Below are 20,196 nucleotides of genomic sequence, written 5' to 3'. Positions count from 1 at the left end.
ATTCGGACAGTCGGCGGTACTCTCGCCTCATGGGTGTACATGTGCGGCCGGCTGTCCGATCCGATATTCCGGCGCTGTCGGCGGTGTTGGCCGAGGCGTTCGAAGATGATCCCTTGATGGCCTGGATGTTGCCGGACGAGGACTCCAGGGCTGAGCGCCTGACGAAACTGTTTGCCGCAGAAGCTCGTTACCACCACTTCGCCGGTGGCGGTGTCGAGGTGGCCACCGATGACAACGGCGTGATCGGCGGGGCAACTCTGTGGGATCCGCCGGGGCGGTGGAAGCAGTCGTGGATTTCCGGGCTCGTGAGCCTGCCCGCAATGGTGCGTGTCTTCGGCAGGGGGCTACGACACGCGGCCGAGGTCAGCTCCGTTCTCGAAGGAGCACATCCGAATTCGCCGCACTGGTATCTCGCGACGGTCGGGACCGGCAGCGCGGCGCGCGGTGGGGGATACGGCAAAGCCCTACTGAACTCCCGGTTGGAGCGTTGCGATCGTGAACACGTCGACGCTTACCTCGAGAGCAGCAAGGAATCGAACATCCCGTACTACAACCGCTTCGGTTTCGAAGTGACCCGTGACATCGTCATGCCAGGCGGCGGGCCGACGATCTACGCAATGATGCGTCAACCGCGGGGCGCGTGATACCAACTAGTGGTGACCCAGATTCCCGAGCTCCACGCAGGCACACCGTTCGACGAACTCGACGACTACATCGCCTTGGCCAGGTTGTCCGGCCTGGTGTTGTCACCCGACGGCTCGCTGCTGATCTGCGCGCGCGCCGTTCTCGACGACAAGAGCGCCGAATACGTGTCCTCGTTGTGGGAGATCGACCCGGAAGGTCGGCGTCCGGCGCGTCGGTTGACCTGGGGCTCGACCAGCGAGTCGGGTGCTGCCTTCGCGTTCGACGGCGACGTGCTCTTCACCGCCACGCGAGCCGTGCCGGGCGAGAGCGATCCGCAACCCGCACTCTGGCGCTTGCCCGCGGCGGGCGGAGAAGCTCAGCTGTTGATCTCACGTCCCGGTGGTGTCTCGTCGGTATCAGCGGCCAAGGCGGCGCCGACGTTCGTGGCCCAGACTTCGGTCATGGCTTCGGCGATCAGCCTCGACCAGGACGATCAGGTGCGATCGGCGCGCAAGGACAAGAAGGTCACGGCGATGCTGCACACCGGGTATCCGGTGCGCCACTGGGACCACGACCTGGGCCCCGATCATCCGCATCTGGTTGTCGCCGAGACGGATTCGAAGGAATCCGTCGAATTGCGGGACATCACACCGACTGCAGCCGCGGCGCTGCGAGAGACGTCGACCACGATCTCCGACGACGGTCTCTTCGTCGTGACCACGTGGACTGTCGGCGATGCGAGTGCCGCCCGCCGATCGACGTTGGTTCGGATCGACACGGTGACCGGCGACCGAACCACTCTTGTCGACGAGGCCGACGCGGACGTCTACAACCCGGTGCTCTCACCGGACGGAACCAAGCTCGCGTTCATCCGGGAGACTCTCACCACGCCGGAGTTCGCACCGCGAATGACTCTGCAGCTCTACGACTTCGGATCCGGTGCCGTGACCGGCGTCGCCGACGGCTGGGACCGCTGGCCCACCTCACTTGCCTGGCTACCCGACGGATCCGGGCTGGTGGTCACCGCGGACGACGGCGGCCGAGGGCCGATCTTCACCATCGACCTGTGGGGCCAGCCGGTGCGCTTGACAGCCGACGACGCGGCGTACACCGATGTTCGAGTGGCGCCGGACGGCGAGTCGATCTACGCGTTGCGAGCCTCGTACGAAGCGCCCCCGCACGTGGTGCGGGTGGATCTGGGATCCGGTGAGATCACTGCACTTCGTGGACCCGACGCATTGCCGGAGCTGCCGGGAACACTGACCGAGATCACCGCTCGCGCCGAGGACGGTTCGACAGTCCGGAGTTGGTTGGCACTGCCGACCGGCGCCGCACCGCACGCGCCGGTGCCATTGCTCCTCTGGGTCCACGGCGGCCCACTCGGTTCGTGGAACACCTGGTCCTGGCGGTGGAATCCGTGGCTGCTCGTCGCCAAGGGCTATGCCGTACTGCTGCCCGATCCCGCACTCTCGACCGGATACGGGCAGGACTTCGTCCAGCGCGGGTGGGGTCAGTGGGGCAAGGCGCCCTTCACCGATCTGATGGCGATCACCGATGCTGCCGTCGCGCAGCCCGAGATCGACCCCAAGCGAACCGGCGCGATGGGTGGTTCGTTCGGCGGTTACATGGCCAACTGGATCGCCGGCCATACCAACCGTTTCGACGCGATCGTCACCCACGCAAGCCTCTGGGCACTCGATCAATTCGGCCCGACGACGGACGCGGCCTGGTACTGGCAACGCGAGATGTCGCCGGAGATGGCCGTCGAGAACTCGCCACACCTGTACGTCGCGGACATCACGACTCCGATGCTGGTCATCCATGGCGACAAGGACTACCGGGTTCCGATCGGTGAGGGCTTGCGACTCTGGTACGAACTGCTCGCCGAGTCAGGTCTGCCCGCCGACGACGACGGGAAAACGGACCATCGCTTCCTGTACTTCCCCGACGAGAATCACTGGGTGCTCAAGCCGCAGCACACCAAGATCTGGTACGAGGTGGTCACCGCGTTCCTCTCCGAGCACGTTCTCGGCGAAGATGTCGCGCTGCCGGAGATTCTGGGCTGAACGCGCGCATGCCTCGTTCGGCTGAAGCAGCCGAACGAGGCATGATCGTCTTCGCGCGGATCCGGACCGGACTCAGGCGCCGGGGCAACGAACGGTGTACGACCACTCGGTGTGGTCAGGGCCCGTGACGCGAACCAGAACGGACGACGCCCCACCGGCGGGCACGTTGACGACAGCTGAACCAGTTCCCTCGTTGATGTTATCGCCGATGTATCCGGTGCTGTGGATCAACCGACCTTCGTAGTACACCTCGATCAGGTCCGGGACGTTTTCGGTCTCGTAGCCGAGCACGAACGAGGTCGGGCCACCGCGGCCGAGTTCGTGCTTGGTGCTGGTGATTCCTGCGCCGCCCGAGACGGTCGAGGCGTCGCAGCGCTGCGTGGGTGCAAACGATCCGCCGCCGCCGCTGCCGCTGGCCAGGCCACTGAGAATGTCCCTGACGTTGCCACTGGCCAGGCCGTTGACGATGTCCGTCGCGCTGGTCGAGCCGGCGTTCAGGCCGCCGAGAACGTCGTTGAGGTTCCCAGTGGCGATCCCGCCGACGATGTCGCCCACGCTGCCGCTGGCGATGCCGTTTGCGATGTCGTTCCCGATATCGCCGACGCTTCCGTTGATCGTGGCGCTACCACTGTCGATGCTTCCTTGCACACTTTCTTCGATGCCGGGGGCAGCGGACGCAGTCGCCGGAAGCACGAGGGCAACCGCCGCTCCGATCGTCGCGGCCGCCGCCAAGGTTCGAACGCCGGGACGGCGAGAACTCCAGTTATTCAACATATTTGCTCCACAGGTAGTTGGTCGGTCGTCCTTCAGAGCGATCCTGTCAGCGGAGCGGATCGGTGAATATCGTTTGTTCGGCTGACCCCGGACTGCGGGGCAGTCGTTCGTGTGCGCCGCGGCGGCCGACGGGCGAATTCGTTCACGACGGGGGAGTCATTAGGATCAAGTGGTGACCAGTGCAGCTCCAGAGAACCCCCAGACCCCCGCCGACGCCCTACCCAAGAGCTGGGACCCCAGCGCTGTAGAGGCCGATCTGTATCAAGGCTGGGTAGACGCCGGGTACTTCCAGGCCGACGCGACCAGCGACAAGCCCGGCTACTCCATCGTGCTGCCGCCCCCGAACGTCACGGGCAGCTTGCACATGGGCCATGCCCTGGATCACACCCTCATGGACGTGCTCAGCCGTCGCAAGCGGATGCAGGGCTACGAGGTGCTGTGGCTACCTGGCATGGATCACGCCGGTATCGCCACGCAGTCCGTCGTCGAGAAGCAGCTCGCTGCCGACGGCAAGACAAAGGAAGATTTCGGCCGCGAGCTCTTCATCGACAAGGTCTGGGACTGGAAGCGCGAATCGGGTGGAACCATCGGGGGCCAGATGCGGCGCATCGGTGACGGTGTCGACTGGAGTCGCGATCGTTTCACGATGGACGAGGGCCTCTCGCGCGCCGTTCAGACCGTCTTCAAGCGCATGTTCGACGAGGGTCTGATCTACCGCGCCGAGCGTCTCGTGAACTGGTCGCCGGTGCTGCAGACCGCGATCTCCGACATCGAGGTGAAGTTCGAGGACGTCGAGGGTGAGCTGGTTTCCCTGCGCTACGGCTCGCTCGACGACAACGAGCCGCACGTCATCGTCGCGACCACTCGCGTCGAGACGATGCTCGGTGATACCGCAGTGGCGGTCCATCCCGAAGACGAGCGCTACAAGCACCTCATCGGAACCACTCTCGATCATCCGTTCACCGGGCGTCAGATTCCGATCATCGCGGACGACTACGTCGACCCCGAGTTCGGAACCGGCGCAGTGAAGATCACGCCGGCTCACGACCCCAACGACTTCGAGATGGGCCTGCGGCACAACCTGCCGATGCCCACCATCATGGACAAGACCGGCAAGATCGCCGACACGGGAACCGAATTCGACGGTATGGACCGCTTCGAGGCTCGCGTCAAGGTTCGCGAAGCTCTCGCCGAGCAGGGCCGCGTCGTCGCCGAGAAGCGCCCGTACCTGCACAGCGTCGGGCACTCCGAGCGCAGTGGCGAGGCCATCGAGCCTCGTCTCTCGTTGCAGTGGTGGGTCAAGGTCGAGACGCTCGCCAAGGCTGCGGGTGACGCGGTTCGCAACGGGGACACCGTCATTCACCCGGCGAGCCAGGAACCGCGATGGTTCGACTGGGTCGACAACATGCACGACTGGTGCATTTCCCGCCAGCTCTGGTGGGGTCACCGCATTCCGGTCTGGTACGGCCCCGAGGGTGAAGTTGCGTGCTTCGGTCCCGACGAAACGGCACCGGAAGGCTGGGTCCAGGATCCCGACGTCCTCGACACCTGGTTCTCCTCGGGACTGTGGCCCTTCTCGACGATGGGCTGGCCCGACAACACGCCCGAACTCGAAAAGTTCTATCCCACCAGCGTTCTCGTCACCGGCTACGACATCCTGTTCTTCTGGGTCGCCCGCATGATGATGTTCGGCACCTACGTGTCCGAGGACGAGTCGATCACCGCCGGTCCGGGTAAGTCCGGCGCGCAGATGCCGTTCAAGGACGTGTTCCTGCACGGACTGGTCCGCGATCAGTACGGCAAGAAGATGTCGAAGTCTCGCGGCAACGGTATCGACCCACTCGACTGGGTCGATCGTTTCGGCGCCGACGCCCTGCGATTCACACTCGCACGCGGCGCCAACCCGGGCAGTGACCTTTCCGTCGGTGAGGATTCGGCGCAGTCCTCGCGCAACTTCGCGACCAAGTTGTTCAACGCGACCAAGTTCGCTCTGATGAACGGCGCTGCTCCCGCGCCGCTGCCCGCTCGAAGCGAACTGACCGACGCCGATCGTTGGATCCTCGACCGTCTCGACACGGTCCAGGCCGAGGCGGACGCCGCATTCGATCGCTACGAGTTCAGCAAGGCGTGCGAAGGCTTGTTCCACTTCGCGTGGGACGAGGTCTGTGACTGGTACCTCGAACTCGCCAAGGTGCAGTTCGCCGCCGACGAGGCTGTCGCCGCGAACACCCGCGCCGTGCTCGGCAACGTTCTCGATGCACTGCTCCGCCTCCTGCACCCGGTCATTCCGTTCGTGACCGAAACCCTGTGGAAGGTGCTCACCGGTGGTGAATCCGTCGTCGTCGCCGACTGGCCGACGTTGTCCGGTGTGGCCGTCGACACCCAGGCCGCCACCAGGATCGAAGACACGCAGAAGCTGATCACCGAGGTGCGACGTTTCCGAAACGATCAGGGGCTCAAGCCTTCCCAGAAGGTTCCGGCTCGTGCGTCCGGGCTCTCGGAGGCAGGCATGGACGGCCAGTTCGCCTACGTGGCGGCGCTTGCCAAGCTGACCGAACCCGAAGAGGGATTCACCGCGTCGATCTCCGTCGAGGTGCGTCTGAGCCAGGGCACCGTCACGGTCGACATCGACACCTCGGGCACCATCGACCTCGGCGCGGAGAAGAAGCGGCTCGAAAAGGACCTCGCGGCAGCTCAGAAGGAGCTCGTCACCGCTGACAACAAGCTGGCGAACGAGGCCTTCCTGGCGAAGGCGCCCGACGCCGTCGTCGACAAGATCAAGACACGTCGCCAGATCGCCGTCGAAGAGATCGAGCGCATCACAGGACGTCTGAAGGAGTTGGCCGACAAGTGAGTTCGTACGAGCCGTCCCAATTCGACGCTCAGAGTTCGGTTCCGACCCCGGTCGACATCGCCGAACTGGCGCTGGTGGAAGCAGAACTCGACAAGCGTTGGCCTGAGACCAAGATCGAGCCGTCACTGACTCGTATCGAGGCGCTCATGGATGTCCTGGGCTCACCGCAGCACAACTATCCGTCGGTGCACGTCACGGGAACCAACGGCAAGACGTCGGTGACGCGCATGATCGACTCCTTGATGAGCGCTCTGCATCGTCGTACCGGCCGAACCACCAGCCCTCATCTGCAGATCGCGACCGAGCGGATCAGCATCGACGGTCATCCGATCTCCCCGCGGCTCTACGTGGACACGTTCCGCGAGATCGAACCGTACGTGCAGATGATCGACGCACAGTCGCAGGAAGCCGGGGGACCGGCGATGAGCAAGTTCGAAGTGCTCACTGCGATGGCCTATGCGGCATTCGCGGAGGCTCCGGTGGACGTCGCCGTGGTCGAGGTCGGCCTCGGCGGACGCTGGGACGCCACGAACGTGATCGACGGACAGGTCGCGGTGATCACGCCGATCAGCCTCGATCACGCCGAGTACCTGGGCACCGACCTGGCCGGAATCGCGGAGGAGAAGGCCGGGATCATCAAGAAGGGCCGCGAGGACCTGGTTCCGGTGGACACCGTCGCGATCATCGCCGAGCAGACTCCAGAAGTGATGGAGGTATTGCTGCGGCGAGCAGTCGAGGTCGAGGCCGCGGTCGCGCGTGAAGGCTCGGAGTTCAAGGTGCTTGCTCGCCAGATCGCGGTAGGCGGACAGCAGCTCGAACTTCAAGGCTTGAGTGGCGTGTACACCGACATTTTCCTCCCCCTTCACGGTGAGCATCAGGCGCGCAACGCCGCGCTCGCGCTCGCTGCCGTCGAAGCGTTCTTCGGTGCCGGTCCGGACCGACAACTCGATCAGGACGCTATCCGCAACGGGTTCGCCTCGATCGTCAATCCCGGTCGCCTCGAACGTGTTCGGAGTGCGCCGACGGTCTTTCTCGACGCCGCCCACAATCCAGACGGCGCCCGCGCTCTCGCCGCCGCACTTTCCGCCGAGTTCGACTTCCGCAAGCTCGTGGGAGTGGTCAGCGTCATGGCGGACAAGGACGTCGACGCCATCTTGACCGCATTCGAATCCGTCTTCGACGAGATCGTCGTCACCCACAACGGGTCACCCCGGGCGATGGATGTCGAGGAGCTGGCGAACATTGCCGTCGCGAAGTTCGGCGACGAGCGCGTCGTCGTGGCGCCGGTGCTTGCCGACGCGTTGGAAGTCGCGATCGAAATCGCCGAGCAGGTCGCCGAACCCGGCGAAGCCGTATCAGGGGCAGGTGTGGTGGTGACGGGATCCGTCGTGACCGCAGGCGCCGCCCGCACGCTGTTCGGAAAGGACCCCGCGTGAGTACCCCGTCAGATGCCAATCCCGAGTCCGGAGGCCACGAGCCCGGAGACCCCGAGTCCGGAGACACTGCCGGCGAGTTCGGGCCTCCGACCAAGGACCCCTGGAAAAGTTTCCGCGGAGTGATGGCCGGAACCCTGATCCTCGAGGCGATCGTCGTGCTGCTGTCTTTGCCGGTTGTCGCGGTCGTCGGCGGTGGCCTCACCGCGGCCTCCGCGGGATTCATCATCGGGTTGGCGGTACTGATGATTCTGGGAGCCGGCGTCCAGGGCAAGCCGTGGGCGATGGGGTTCAACGTCGCGCTGCAGGTGATTCTTCTATTCGGATTCTTCGTCCACCCGTCGATTGCCGGTGTGGCGATCACCTTCGGGATCGTCTGGGGATACCTCGTCTACCTGCAGAGAGACATCAAGCGCCGGATGGACAAGGGCCTGCTTCCCGGCCAGCGGGACTGACCATTTAGGCTGTCCGCTGTGACTGAGCGCACCCTCGTACTGATCAAGCCCGACGCCGTTGCCCGTGGATACGTAGGAGAAATCCTCAGCCGTATCGAGCGCAAAGGCCTGACAATTGCAGCACTCGAACTCCGTGTAGCTTCCGAAGAGGTGGCTGGTAGCCACTACGCAGAACACTCCGAGCGCCCGTTCTACCCGAGCTTGTTGGAGTTCATCACCTCCGGTCCGCTGGTGGCCGCAGTGCTCGAAGGCCCCCGCGCCATCGCTGCTTTCCGTCAGTTGGCCGGCGGAACCGACCCGGTCGACAAAGCTCTTCCGGGCACCATCCGTGGCGACTTCGGACTCGAAGCGCAGCAGAACCTCGTTCACGGCAGTGACTCCGTGGAGTCGGCAGAGCGCGAAATCGCTCTGTGGTTCCCCGCGCTGTCGTCCATCTGAATCTTCGATCGGGGCCTCTGGCCCACATGTAACGGGCCTCCGGCCCACATGAACGGGCCTTCGGCCCACATCTCCACAGCGAATTCTCGGCACGTATCCCACATCGGTGCGCCCTTTGCAGTTGCAGGCGCATTGGTGTGGGATACTGCTTTCAGTTGAACCGCAATTTGTTTTACGCACGTTCAACCGGATGACACCTAGGTTCGATGCCCTTTCATCGCTGCTCCAGGTCAACAGGAAATCCCTGGACCTCTGCACGCTGGATGATCAGGCGCTCGCGCACAGGACAACGGCCATCCAGCCAGGCACTTCATGTGCTCGCAGTGAATAACGGGCATTGCGGACCATGCGGAGCGAGACCTTACAATCTCGCACTCACTTCTGAGTGCGAGTACACACAGCACGCTCCCGCGTGGCCGCGTGACAACTCGACTTCTGGGTTGGACGCGCCCGGGGGCTGAGGAGACTTACGTGGCCGATCAATCCCCAACCGAATCAGATTCCAGCACCACCCCGGAATTTCCCGACAAGATGCGCGTACACGCGCTGGCGAAGCTGCTCGGTGTCACCAGCAAGCAGGTCCTTGCCGAAGCCGCAGCGCTCGGTACCGAATTGCGCAGTGCGCAGTCGAGTCTCCAACGGGACGTTGCCCAGCGGATTCACGCCTCGCTGACTTCCGCGGCCGAGGCCATCGAGCCGGTCGTGGCCGAGCTCGATACCCTCATCGACCCGGTCGTCGAGGCCCCTGTTGCGGAAGAGCCTGTTGCAGAGGCTCCGGCCGAGAAGCCTGTCAGGGCTCGTCGCACCCGCAAAAAGGTCGTTGTCGAAGAACCGGCCGCCGAAGAACCTGCAGCAGAAGAAACAGTGGATCCGGCTGTCGCCGAGATCAGCGCTGGACTCGACGCCGCAGCTGCGCTGCAGAGCAAGGAAGCCGAGCAGTCCGATCTGTTCACTTCCTTCGAGGCACCGCAGACCCATCAGCCCGAGGTGGCTCCCGCCGCGCCGCAGGTCCCGCTGTTCCTGCAGCCGGATCTCGAAGCCGCCGAGGTAGCTCCGCGTCGCCGTCGCGCACGCCGCGAGCCCGCTGCACCGGCGGTCGTCGAAGAGAAGCAGACAACTACGGAAGCCGAAACCGTCGTTCCCGAGGCAGCACCGGTTGCAGTTCCTGCCGTCGAAGAGCCGGCCGTGACCGCACCGCAAACCGAGGGCGAGAGCGCCGAGTCCGAGGACGAGGACGACGATCAGCCGCGTCGCCGTCGTCGTGGACGCCGTGGACGTGGGCGTGGTCGCGGTGAACAGGGTGGCGAGCAGGGTTCGGACGAAGAGTCGGATACCGCTGCCGAATCGGAGCAGGAATCTGCCCCTGCGGCAGTCGAGAAGCAAACCGACGACGCTGCCGGCGAAGAATCCGGTGATAAGTCCGAGTCCACCGCTGATGCGGATTCCGAGAATGCCGACGATTCCGATCTCGATGCCGACGGATCGAGCCGCCGTCGCCGCCGTCGTCGTCGTCGCAAGACCGGCACCGACGGCGCCACCGACGCGACTGCGACGTCCGAGGACGATCCGCCGAACACCGTCGTTCACGAGCGCGAACCTCGCAACAAGACCCGCGTCAAGGACGAGGTCCAGGGCATCAGTGGTTCGACACGTCTGGAAGCGAAGCGTCAGCGTCGCCGCGACGGTCGTGACGCCGGCCGTCGTCGCCCGCCGATTCTGACCGAGTCGGAGTTCCTCGCGCGTCGTGAGGCCGTCGATCGCGTCATGGTTGTGCGTGATCGAGCAGACAGCGGTCAGCCGCATGCGACTACACAGGTAGCAGTCCTCGAAGACGGAGTGTTGGTCGAGCACTTCGTCACCAACTCGGCGTCCGCGTCGATGGTCGGCAACGTGTACCTCGGACGTGTCCAGAACGTGCTCCCCAGCATGGAAGCGGCGTTCATCGACATCGGACGTGGCCGCAACGGCGTTCTCTACGCCGGTGAGGTCAACTGGGAGGCTGCCGGTCTCGGTGGCAACTCGCGCAAGATCGAGCAGGCCCTCAAGCCGGGCGATCAGGTGCTCGTTCAGGTCAGCAAGGATCCGGTCGGTCACAAGGGTGCTCGACTGACCACACAGATTTCGCTTGCCGGTCGTTTCCTCGTCTACGTGCCCGGTGGTACGTCCACGGGTATCAGCCGCAAGCTTCCGGACACCGAGCGCAAGCGTCTCAAGGAAATCTTGCGCGACATCGTTCCCGCCGACGCCGGCGTGATCATTCGCACGGCGTCCGAGGGCGTCAGCGAAGAAGAGTTGGCGCGCGACGTGACTCGTCTGCAGGCTCAGTGGGCCGGCATCGAGGAGCAGGCTGCGGCTGCGGACACCGGTAAATCCGGCAACCCGCAGGCGCTGTACGAAGAGCCTGACATGCTGGTCAAGGTCATTCGCGATCTGTTCAACGAGGACTTCTCCAAGCTGGTCATCGAGGGCGAGAAGGCGCATACGACGGTCGAGAACTACATCAACTCCGTTGCGCCCGATCTGCTTCCGCGACTCGAGAAGTACACGCCGAACAACGGTATCGACGTCTTCGCTGCTCGCCGTATCGACGAGCAGTTGGCCAAGGCGCTCGATCGCAAGGTGTGGCTGCCGTCCGGCGGCACCTTGGTGATCGATCGCACCGAGGCCATGACCGTCGTCGACGTCAACACCGGAAAGTTCACCGGAGCCGGCGGAAACCTCGAAGAGACTGTTACCCGCAACAACCTCGAAGCAGCCGAGGAGATCGTTCGCCAGATGCGCCTGCGGGACATCGGCGGAATGATCGTCGTCGACTTCATCGACATGGTCCTCGAATCGAACCGGGACCTGGTCCTGCGTCGGCTCACCGAATGCCTGGGTCGCGATCGCACGCGCCATCAGGTGTCGGAGGTCACGTCACTCGGACTCGTGCAGATGACGCGCAAGAAGTTGGGCACCGGATTGGTCGAGGCCTTCTCGACCACCTGTGAGCACTGCCACGGCCGCGGCATCATCGTCCACTCCGAGCCGGTCGAGGTGAAGTCCTCGGACGACGGGGGATCGCGTTCGGGCTCGCAGCGAAGCGAATCCGGCACCTCGCGCAAGAACAAGCGTGGCCGCGGAGACAAGTCGCCTTCGACCGAGTCCAACGGACAGGAAGCTCCGGCGCCGGAGGTTCCGGCTGTCGACGCGACCGTCAAGCGGGCTCATCCGGTGGCATTGGCGATGGCCTCGCACCACCACGACGACGACGAGACCGTCGCGGCCGGCTCGATCGAGTCTGATTCCACCGGTACGTCTTCGGGGGATGATGCATCCAAAAGTGCCGATCGGCAACAGGATCGGCCGATCGATACTCCTGCTGCTACTGAGCGCCATGACGTTCCTGTTGTGGACTCTGCTGCGGAAGAAGTATCCGCAGTGGACAACGAGTCGGCGACAGCTTCGACCGAAGCAGCTCCGCGCGGTCGTCGGCGTAGTCGCCGGGCGTCGCGGGCAGCGTCGGCACCGGTTGCCGAGGCAGCTCCCGAGGTGGGTACGGTCTTCGTGATTCCGACTCCGGAACCCGTGGCAGAAGCGGTCGTGGAAAACGTTCCGGCTCCGGCCACCGAAGTTCCGGCTGAGGAAGAAGTTGTCGTCGTCAAGCGACCCCGTCGCAGGCGTGCAGCAGCACGTCCCGCAGGTCCTCCGGTAGACGGAGAGTAAGAACTACTGGCTTTCGGTCGGTTGGATGACTTCGCGATGAGCGAGGACATCCAACCGTTATCCGAAGTTTCAGCTGGTAGAAGCAGTACAGAGTAGTAAGCACCACCCCTCGGCGGGGCGGTTTGACCCTGACGGTTGCTTTCCCGTAACCTTGGAGGGTCGCCACCCGGCGGTAGAGATTCCGTGTGCCTAGAGTGCGCGTGAATGTCCCGGTACGTCAGTGCCGAGCCGAGGTGACATAAACCAGACCAGTCGCGATGCATTTGAAGCCTCAGGCAGCAGCGCGAGCAAGTTCGAAGAAGCAAGGGGTAGCCCTCCGATGGCAACGTACGCGATCGTCAAGACCGGCGGAAAGCAGTACAAGGTCGCTGTTGGTGACCTCGTCAAGGTCGAGAAGATCGAGGGTGAGCCCGGCACTGCTGTCTCGCTTGCTCCCGTTCTCGTGGTCGACGGATCTGACCTGACCACCGACGCGGCCAAGCTGGCCAAGGTCGCAGTCACCAGTGAGATCGTCGAGCACACCAAGGGCCCGAAGATCCGCATCCACAAGTTCAAGAACAAGACCGGTTACCACAAGCGTCAGGGCCACAGGCAGCCGATCACGGTGCTCAAGGTCACGGGCATCAAGTAACCAGTTCTTTCTAGCTAATTTCACCCGAGGAGGGTCAATAGCATGGCACATAAGAAGGGTGCATCCAGCTCCCGTAACGGTCGCGATTCAAACGCCCAGCGCCTCGGCGTGAAGCGCTTCGGCGGCCAGTCGGTCAGCGCAGGCGAAATCCTGGTTCGCCAGCGCGGCACGCACTTCCACCCCGGCGTCAACGTCGGCCGTGGCGGCGACGACACCCTGTTCGCTCTCGCTGCCGGTGCAGTCGAGTTCGGCCAGAAGCGTGGACGCAAGACCGTGAACATCGTTCCGGCCGTCGTTGCGGCTGAGGTCTAGTCTTTCTCGCTAGTTGTGCGTCACCGGTTCTACTTTCGGTAAGAGAGTGACGCGTTCCAAGCTCCCGATAGGGGCGGACCAGGGTTGAAATAACCCGGTCCGCCCCTATCGTTTGTTTAAGCAGTGCCAGTTTTACCCCGAGCAACCCTGCTCACCAGAAGTTCAGCTCATCGCGTGAGACCCGCAATTGACTGAGGAAGGATCCGGCAGTCATGTCCCGATTCATTGACCGTGTTGTGCTGCACGTCAGCGCTGGAAAAGGCGGCAATGGTTGCGCCTCCGTACACCGCGAGAAGTTCAAACCGCTCGGCGGTCCGGACGGTGCCAACGGAGGTCGCGGTGGCGACGTCATCCTCGTGGTCGACGAGAACATCCACACCCTCCTCGACTTTCACTTCCATCCCAACGCGAAGGCGACCAACGGCAAGCAGGGCGCCGGCAGTAACCGCGAGGGTGCAAACGGTGAAGACCTCATCCTCAAGGTCCCGGATGGAACTGTGGTTCTCGATACCGACGGCAACGTCCTTGCCGACCTCGTCGGTGTCGGCTCGCGCTACGACGCCGCTCAGGGCGGCCGCGGCGGACTCGGCAACGCAGCACTCGCCTCGAAGGCTCGCAAGGCCCCAGGTTTCGCACTCCTCGGTGAAGACGGTGTCGAGCGTGACCTGGTTCTCGAACTCAAGTCGGTAGCCGACGTCGGTCTGCTCGGATTTCCCTCTGCCGGTAAGTCTTCGCTGGTGTCCGTTCTCTCTGCGGCCAAGCCGAAGATCGCCGACTACCCCTTCACCACTCTGGTCCCCAACCTCGGCGTCGTCTCGAGCGGTGACACCACCTTCACCGTCGCCGACGTGCCCGGGCTGATCCCCGGTGCCAGCGAAGGCCGCGGTTTGGGCCTGGACTTCCTGCGCCACATCGAACGCTGCGCCGTATTGGCGCACGTGATCGACTGCGCCACCCTCGATCCGGGACGCGACCCGATATCCGACATCGACGCCCTGGAAGCAGAGCTGGCCGCGTACACGCCCGCGCTCTCCGGCGACTCGGGACTCGGTGACCTCGACAAGCGCCCGCGCGTCGTCATCCTGAACAAGACCGACGTTCCGGAGGCAGCCGAGCTGGCCGAGATGGTCACACCCGAGATCGAAGCTCGCGGATGGCCGGTCTTCACCATCTCAGCGGTGAGCCGAGAAGGTCTGCGACCGTTGACATTCGCGCTGGCGAAGATGGTCCGCGACTACCGCGAAGCCCATCCGAAGCCCGAGCCGAAGCGCCAGGTCATTCGCCCGGTCAAGGTCAAGGATTCCAGCTTCACCATCGAGAAGGATCCCGATATCCCTGGTGGGTTCGTCGTCCGAGGCACCCGCCCGGAGCGGTGGATTCGTCAGACCGCCTTCGACAACGACGAAGCCGTTGGTTACCTCGCCGACCGTCTTGCACGCTTGGGTGTCGAGGACGCATTGGTCAAGAAGGGCGCTCAGCCAGGGGCTTCCGTCACCATCGGTGACGTCAGCTTCGAGTGGGAGCCGATGACGCCGGCCGGTATCGATCTGACCCGTACGGGCCGTGGAACCGACCCGCGTCTCGATCAGGTGGAGCGTATCGGCGCCGACGAGCGCAAGCATGCTCGTCGCGTCCGCCGCGGGCTGCTCGACGAAGACGCCTGACTCACGCGATTTCAGGACGAAAACCGAAGAGAGGGAACGGGACTGTGCTCGGGTCCACCAGGGAGTCGATAGCGTCGGCTCACAGTATCGTCGTGAAGATCGGGTCGTCTGCGCTCACCAGTCTGGTGGCGGGACTCGACACTCACCGACTTGATCTGTTGGCCGATGCCATCGAGGCCCGCATGCGCGCGGGCTCCGATGTAGTCGTCGTCTCGTCCGGTGCCGTCGGCGCCGGACTGGCGCCGCTGGGACTGACCAAGCGACCGCGGGATCTCGCGACCAAGCAGGCTGCGGCCAGCGTCGGTCAGTTGGCGCTGGCTCACGCCTGGGGTACGTCGTTCGCCCGTTACGGGCGTACCGTCGGGCAGGTTCTACTCACGGCGGACGACATCGCTCGACGGACGCAGCACCGCAACGCCCAACGGACACTCGATCGTCTACGGGCATTGCACGCGGTGGCGATCGTGAACGAGAACGACACCGTTGCCACCACCGAACTTCGATTCGGTGACAACGATCGGCTGGCTGCTCTGGTTGCTCATCTCGTCGGCGCCGACGCGTTGATCCTGTTGTCGGATGTGGACGGCCTGTACGACGGGGATCCCCGAAAGGGCGATGCCACACTGATTCCCGAGGTCAACAGTCCCGAGGATCTCGACGGTGTGGTTGCCGGTTCGGGTGGCGCTCTCGGTACCGGAGGCATGGCGTCAAAGCTCTCAGCAGCACGCCTGGCCGCTGATTCCGGAGTGCCGGTGCTGCTCGCGGCAGCATCGGACGCTGCGCAGGCACTCAGTGGTGCCGATGTCGGAACGGCATTTGCGCCCCGGCCGACGCGATTGTCGGCTCGCCGATTCTGGGTACGTCACGCCGCTGACACATCGGGTGACCTTCACCTCGACGAAGGCGCCGTTCGCGCGGTGGTGTCCAAGCGTCGAAGCCTGCTGTCCGCCGGCATCGTCGGTGTGTCCGGCGATTTTCACGCCGGCGATGTCGTGTCGCTGATGGGACCGGGGGAGAAGCCCGTCGCTCGGGGTGTCGTTGCGTTCGACGCTACGGAGATCGAGGAGATCCTGGGGCGCTCCACCGCCGATCTACCGGCCGACATGCAGCGTCCCGTGGTTCACGCGGACGACTTGGTGGCGCTGTAGCTGTCGTACTCGACCAGGGCGGAAAGTGCTTCAGCACAACCGACTTCGAGCTTGAGGTCGGCGTATTCGTCACCTCGGGTCGTTCCGCGATTGACGATGGCGATCGGCTTCCCGGTCTTGGCGGCATGCCGCACGAAACGCAGACCGGACATCACCGTCAACGACGACCCGGCTACCAAAAGTGCATCGGCTTGGTCGACGAGGCTGTACGCCCGGGCCACACGTTCCTTGGGGACGGATTCACCGAAGTAGACGATGTCCGGCTTGAGTAGCCCACCGCACACGGCGCAATCCACGACGCGAAAGTGTGCGGTGGATTCGATCACGGCATCCGCATCGGGCGCGATCTCGACTCCCGTTGCAGCAGCCACAGTTTCGGCAAATCCGGGGTTGGCTTCCTCCAGTCTCTCGGCGAGAGTGGTGCGGGAGATCAGCCGCTGGCAGCTCAAGCATCGAACCTGCGCGTAGGTGCCGTGGAGGTCGATGACGTTTCGCGCGCCGGCCTTGGTGTGCAGCAGGTCGACGTTCTGGGTGATCACACCGACGGCTCGCCCTGTTCGCTCGAGTGCCGCGACGGCCCGGTGGCCCTGGTTGGGCCGCGAGCTGTCCATGTAACGCCAGCCGATGTGGTTACGCGCCCAGTAGTGACGTCGAAACGCCGGATCCCCGATGAACTGCTGGAACGTCATCGGATTGCGCGGGGGTGAATCGGGGCCACGGTAGTCCGGGATTCCGGAGTCGGTGGAGATGCCTGCACCCGTCAGAACTGCCAGGCGACGGCCGGTCAGGAGCTCGGGAAGGGCGTCGAGGCGGCTGTTGTCGGTAGGCACCGTTCCAGGATAGGCGCGTGTGCGAGACGGCGGCGCGGAGGAAGTCCGAAATGTTCAATAGAACACGTGTACGACTGTCGATACTCGTAGACATGAACACAGTGAACCCAATTCCCGCTGGTTACCGCACGATCACTCCCTACCTTGCGGTGCCGGACGGGCATGCCGCACTCGACTACTACAAACGAGCACTCGGAGCTGAGATCGTCGATGCGATGAATGCACCTGACGGCACTCTCATGCATGCCGAGATTCGGATCGGTGATTCGATGCTGCAGCTTTCGCAGGAGATGCCGGACTTCGGTCTCAGGTCGCCGCAGGACGGCTGGGTGCATTCGTCCATCGTCGTTTACACCGAGGACACGGACGAGTTCGTCGCTCGGGCCGTCGCCGAGGGAGCCACGCTGGTCACGGCGGTCGCCGATACGTTCTCGGGTGACCGGCACGGAGTGTTTCTCGACCCATTCGGCCATCGGTGGGCCGTATGCACGAAGGTCGAGGACGTACCTGCGGAGGAGGTGGCTCGCCGGGCGCGGGCGCTCTTCTTCCCGGATACGGATTCGCCACAGTAACTTTCGGCAGCTTTCGCCGGATCATTCAGGCTTCGGCGGCGTGCTCAGTATCCGGCGACCGGGTCGACGAGGGCAGCCAGTGCCTCGCCCTTCGCGAAGCGGGTCACGTTCTTGGAGACGTGATCCGCAAACGCGGCGGGGCGAACTCCCGGCGGATTGGAATCGTGGGGTGTGATGATCGCATTCGTCAGATCCCACAGCGGGTGACCGTCCGGGAGGGGCTCGGGGTCGGTGACGTCGAGACCGGCGCCGCCGATCTGCTCCGACTCGATTGCCTCGACCAGCGCGTCGGTATCGACCAGTGATCCGCGCGCGACATTGATCACCCAGGAATGGGGTTGCATCGCCGCCAACTGCGCGCGGCCAACGAGGTGACGGGTGGCCGGGGTGGCGGGCGCAGCGATCACGAAGTGATCTGCGCGAGAATAGATTTCATCCATCCTGGATGCGGGGTACGTCGAGATGGCCCCGGGAACCGGGCTACCGGAACGATTGACTGCGATGCTGTCCGCCCCCTGCGCGGCCAGCATCGGAATCAGCGCGCGGCCGATACCGCCTGCGCCGATGATCGCAACCGTCGAGCCACGAAGGGTGCCGATCTTGGGAAAGAACTCGAACTGACGCCACGTTCGAGCTTCGATGTGTGCGGGCAGGTGACGAACTCCGGCCAACAGCAGCATGAGCGCGTGCTCGGCCACCGAGGCCGAAAACGCGCCGGCCGCCGAGGTCCACGTGATTTCGGTGTCCTTCGGAATCACACCGGAGTCGAACCAATCCTCGATTCCCGCCGACGGCAGCTGCACCCACCTGACCGACGCCGGTAACTCCGACGGAAAAGTTTCGGGTGAGCCCGCCCAGATCAGGGCGTCGGCAGTGTCGATCGGACTGATCAGACCTCCGCCCCGAAGCACCGCGCTGTCGAGCAGTGCATCGGGGACGGGGCCGATCGCTACGCGTGGAGAGGTGTCAGTCGCCATGACTAGACGCTACGCGGGGACCTCCACCAGTGGGTAGACACCGTTCTCGTCGTGTACCTCACGCCCGGTGACCGGCGGATTGAAAACGCAGAGCATGCGCATCTGCGTATCGGGCTCGACGCGGTGACGCTCGTGACCGTTGAGCAGGTACATCGACCCCGGTGCGAGATCGTATTCCTTGTTGTTGTCCAGGTCGATCAGCTTGCCGGTGCCCTCGACGAGCCAGACCGCTTCGACGTGGTTGGCGTAGTGGAACTCGTTGACCGAACCTGCCTTGATGGTGGTTTCGTGGAACGAGAACCCGACGCGGTCGCCGCCGAGGACGATGCGCTTACTGCGCCAGTTGCCGTCCTCGCTCGTGATGTCGCGGTCGGTGTCGGTGATCTCGGTGGTGGTGCGAACGATCATGGGAGAGTCCTTCCTCTAGCTGCAGACCTTGAGTGTCGCCTCGGCCAGAATGGAGAGGCCGTGCTCGAGCTCGTCATCGGTAATCGTCAGTGCCGGAAGCAGTTTCACAACCTGGTCGGAGGGTCCGGAGGTCTCCGCGAGCAATCCCTCGTCGAATGCCAGCTGGCAGACCTTGCCGGCGCGCTCGGGTTGATCGAAAACGAGGCCCTGAACCAGGCCGCGTCCGCGGTGCGAGACCTCGCCGGGGAACTGATCGGAGAGATTGGCGAAGCATTCGCTGATGCGTGCGCCCTTCTTCAAGGTTGTCTTCGTCAGTGCGTCGTCGGACCAGTAGTGGTCGAGTGCAACCTTGGAGGTGACGAACGCCGGGTTGTTGCCACGGAAGGTGCCGTTGTGTTCGCCCGGTCCCCAGACGTCGAGTTCACGCTTGAACAGCGTGAGCGCCATCGGCATTCCGTAACCGCTGATCGACTTGGACAGCGTGACGATGTCGGGAACGATTCCGGCCTCTTCGAAGGAGAAGAACGGCCCGGTGCGGCCGCAGCCCATCTGGACGTCGTCGACGATCAGCAGGATGCCACGATCCGAGCACAGTGTTGCCAGCGCCCGAAGCCATTCGGGGCGAGCGACATTGACGCCGCCTTCACCCTGAACGGTCTCGACGATCACTGCCGCGGGACGGTTGATGCCGCTACCGGAATCATCGAGAACGCGGGAGAACCACTGGAAGTCCTCGGTGACGCCGTCGAAGTAGTTGTCGAAGGGCATCGGTGTCGTGTGCACGAGCGGAACACCGGCGCCCGCGCGCTTCATCGAGTTGCCGGTCACGGAGAGTGCACCAAGTGTCATTCCGTGAAATGCGTTGGTGAAGTTGATGACTGCCGAACGTCCGGTCACCTTGCGGGCCAGCTTCAGTGCAGCCTCGACGGTGTTCGATCCGGTCGGGCCGGGGAACTGGACCTTGTAGTCCAGGCCGCGCGGCTCGAGGATGTTGCGCTGAAAGGTCTCGAGGAACTCGCGCTTGGCGACTGTCGACATGTCGAGGCCGTGCGTGATGCCGTCGCTCATGATGTAGTCGACCAGCGCCGATTTGAGCACCGGGTTGTTGTGGCCGTAGTTGAGGGCGCCGGCACCGGCGAAGAAATCGAGATATTCGCGTCCGTTTTCGTCACGAATCCAGGATCCGGATGCGCTGGTGAACACTGCAGGCCAGTCACGGCAGTAGCTGCGGACCTCGGACTCGAGGGTTTCGAAAATGCTTGCTTCGTTGATATTCATATCTTCTTTGTTCCTCCGGGGCATGCT

Annotated in this window: 17 protein-coding genes; 12 read left to right on the top strand and 5 right to left on the bottom strand. The window is 64.0% G+C overall.

What is annotated here, in order from left to right:
* The first annotated feature begins 29 nt into the window (after positions 1-29).
* Both AC1DVN_RS10355 and AC1DVN_RS10350 read left to right on the top strand, forming a co-directional pair.
* The gene (locus tag AC1DVN_RS10355; protein ID WP_003944518.1) at positions 30-644 is read left to right on the top strand and encodes a GNAT family N-acetyltransferase; all 615 of its coding nucleotides are present in this window, start codon (positions 30-32) and stop codon (positions 642-644) included.
* Between the two features lie 12 nt (positions 645-656).
* Complete coding sequence (locus AC1DVN_RS10350; protein ID WP_477993771.1) at positions 657-2,690, top strand: S9 family peptidase; 2,034 nt, start codon at positions 657-659, stop codon at positions 2,688-2,690.
* A 72-nt stretch (positions 2,691-2,762) separates the two neighbouring features.
* Here the strand turns inward: AC1DVN_RS10350 and AC1DVN_RS10345 are convergent, their stop codons facing one another.
* Positions 2,763-3,464 carry a hypothetical protein gene (locus AC1DVN_RS10345; protein WP_019749074.1) on the bottom strand — a complete coding sequence of 234 codons (702 nt, stop codon included), beginning with the start codon at positions 3,462-3,464 and terminating at the stop codon, positions 2,763-2,765.
* A gap of 172 nt (positions 3,465-3,636) precedes the next feature.
* Here AC1DVN_RS10345 and AC1DVN_RS10340 point away from each other — a divergent pair, with 172 nt between their 5' ends.
* The 9 genes from AC1DVN_RS10340 to proB all read left to right on the top strand — a co-directional run bounded on the left by AC1DVN_RS10340 (position 3,637) and on the right by proB (position 16,104).
* Positions 3,637-6,318, top strand: a complete 2,682-nt coding sequence (locus AC1DVN_RS10340; RefSeq protein WP_024487630.1) for a valine--tRNA ligase — start codon at positions 3,637-3,639, stop codon at positions 6,316-6,318.
* A complete protein-coding gene (folC, locus tag AC1DVN_RS10335; protein WP_080910044.1) occupies positions 6,315-7,754 on the top strand; it encodes a bifunctional tetrahydrofolate synthase/dihydrofolate synthase in 1,440 nt (479 codons plus the stop codon). Before AC1DVN_RS10340 ends, folC begins: the two co-directional genes overlap by 4 nt.
* Positions 7,751-8,206, top strand: a complete 456-nt coding sequence (locus AC1DVN_RS10330; RefSeq protein ID WP_283567519.1) for a DUF4233 domain-containing protein — start codon at positions 7,751-7,753, stop codon at positions 8,204-8,206. Before folC ends, AC1DVN_RS10330 begins: the two co-directional genes overlap by 4 nt.
* An 18-nt stretch (positions 8,207-8,224) precedes the next feature.
* Positions 8,225-8,644, top strand: coding sequence for a nucleoside-diphosphate kinase (gene ndk / locus AC1DVN_RS10325; protein WP_042952256.1), 420 nt, complete (start codon positions 8,225-8,227; stop codon positions 8,642-8,644).
* Between the two features lie 471 nt (positions 8,645-9,115).
* On the top strand, positions 9,116-12,349 hold the full coding sequence (locus AC1DVN_RS10320) for a translation initiation factor IF-2 N-terminal domain-containing protein (protein WP_283567520.1): 3,234 nt from the start codon (positions 9,116-9,118) through the stop codon (positions 12,347-12,349).
* Positions 12,350-12,668: 319 nt separating this feature from the next.
* On the top strand, positions 12,669-12,980 hold the full coding sequence (rplU, locus tag AC1DVN_RS10315; protein WP_003944533.1) for a 50S ribosomal protein L21: 312 nt from the start codon (positions 12,669-12,671) through the stop codon (positions 12,978-12,980).
* Between the two features lie 42 nt (positions 12,981-13,022).
* Positions 13,023-13,292 carry a 50S ribosomal protein L27 gene (gene rpmA, locus AC1DVN_RS10310; protein WP_003944532.1) on the top strand — a complete coding sequence of 90 codons (270 nt, stop codon included), beginning with the start codon at positions 13,023-13,025 and terminating at the stop codon, positions 13,290-13,292.
* Between the two features lie 212 nt (positions 13,293-13,504).
* Positions 13,505-14,956: a GTPase ObgE gene (obgE, locus tag AC1DVN_RS10305; protein WP_019749068.1), complete on the top strand. Its 1,452-nt coding sequence runs from the start codon at positions 13,505-13,507 to the stop codon at positions 14,954-14,956.
* A gap of 44 nt (positions 14,957-15,000) precedes the next feature.
* Complete coding sequence (proB, locus tag AC1DVN_RS10300; protein ID WP_019749067.1) at positions 15,001-16,104, top strand: glutamate 5-kinase; 1,104 nt, start codon at positions 15,001-15,003, stop codon at positions 16,102-16,104.
* Here the strand turns inward: proB and AC1DVN_RS10295 are convergent.
* A complete protein-coding gene (locus AC1DVN_RS10295) occupies positions 16,077-16,934 on the bottom strand; it encodes an NAD-dependent protein deacetylase (protein ID WP_070386546.1) in 858 nt (285 codons plus the stop codon). The two genes, proB and AC1DVN_RS10295, sit on opposite strands and share 28 nt — an antisense overlap.
* A gap of 50 nt (positions 16,935-16,984) precedes the next feature.
* On the opposite strand from AC1DVN_RS10295, the gene AC1DVN_RS10290 reads away from it, so the two are divergent.
* A complete protein-coding gene (locus tag AC1DVN_RS10290) occupies positions 16,985-17,506 on the top strand; it encodes a VOC family protein (RefSeq protein ID WP_020969987.1) in 522 nt (173 codons plus the stop codon).
* Positions 17,507-17,550: 44 nt separating this feature from the next.
* On the opposite strand, the gene AC1DVN_RS10285 is transcribed toward AC1DVN_RS10290, so the two are convergent.
* The 3 genes from AC1DVN_RS10285 to ectB are packed head-to-tail and all read right to left on the bottom strand — an operon-like array spanning position 17,551 to position 20,169.
* Positions 17,551-18,483 (bottom strand): D-isomer specific 2-hydroxyacid dehydrogenase family protein, encoded by a 933-nt coding sequence (locus tag AC1DVN_RS10285; protein WP_007731007.1) that lies wholly within the window; start codon positions 18,481-18,483, stop codon positions 17,551-17,553.
* 9 nt (positions 18,484-18,492) lie between these two features.
* A complete protein-coding gene (locus AC1DVN_RS10280; RefSeq protein WP_003944463.1) occupies positions 18,493-18,891 on the bottom strand; it encodes an ectoine synthase in 399 nt (132 codons plus the stop codon).
* A 15-nt stretch (positions 18,892-18,906) separates the two neighbouring features.
* Positions 18,907-20,169, bottom strand: a complete 1,263-nt coding sequence (ectB, locus tag AC1DVN_RS10275; RefSeq protein ID WP_020969986.1) for a diaminobutyrate--2-oxoglutarate transaminase — start codon at positions 20,167-20,169, stop codon at positions 18,907-18,909.
* Positions 20,170-20,196 lie beyond the last annotated feature (27 nt).

The sequence above is a fragment of the Rhodococcus sp. P4_E4 genome, assembly GCF_056401575.1.
Note: the sequence above shows the minus strand (reverse complement) of the source record. Positions and strands in the feature narration are given on the sequence as shown.

Bases quoted from the DNA above. Each gene is read 5' to 3' on its own strand.
- AC1DVN_RS10355 (WP_003944518.1), top strand. From the start codon at position 30: ATGGGTGTACATGTGCGGCCGGCTGTCCGATCCGATATTCCGGCGCTG.
- AC1DVN_RS10345 (WP_019749074.1), bottom strand. From the start codon at position 3,464: ATGTTGAATAACTGGAGTTCTCGCCGTCCCGGCGTTCGAACCTTGGCG.
- rplU (WP_003944533.1), top strand. From the start codon at position 12,669: ATGGCAACGTACGCGATCGTCAAGACCGGCGGAAAGCAGTACAAGGTC.
- rpmA (WP_003944532.1), top strand. From the start codon at position 13,023: ATGGCACATAAGAAGGGTGCATCCAGCTCCCGTAACGGTCGCGATTCA.
- obgE (WP_019749068.1), top strand. From the start codon at position 13,505: ATGTCCCGATTCATTGACCGTGTTGTGCTGCACGTCAGCGCTGGAAAA.
- AC1DVN_RS10290 (WP_020969987.1), top strand. From the start codon at position 16,985: ATGTTCAATAGAACACGTGTACGACTGTCGATACTCGTAGACATGAAC.
- AC1DVN_RS10285 (WP_007731007.1), bottom strand. From the start codon at position 18,483: ATGGCGACTGACACCTCTCCACGCGTAGCGATCGGCCCCGTCCCCGAT.
- AC1DVN_RS10280 (WP_003944463.1), bottom strand. From the start codon at position 18,891: ATGATCGTTCGCACCACCACCGAGATCACCGACACCGACCGCGACATC.
- ectB (WP_020969986.1), bottom strand. From the start codon at position 20,169: ATGAATATCAACGAAGCAAGCATTTTCGAAACCCTCGAGTCCGAGGTC.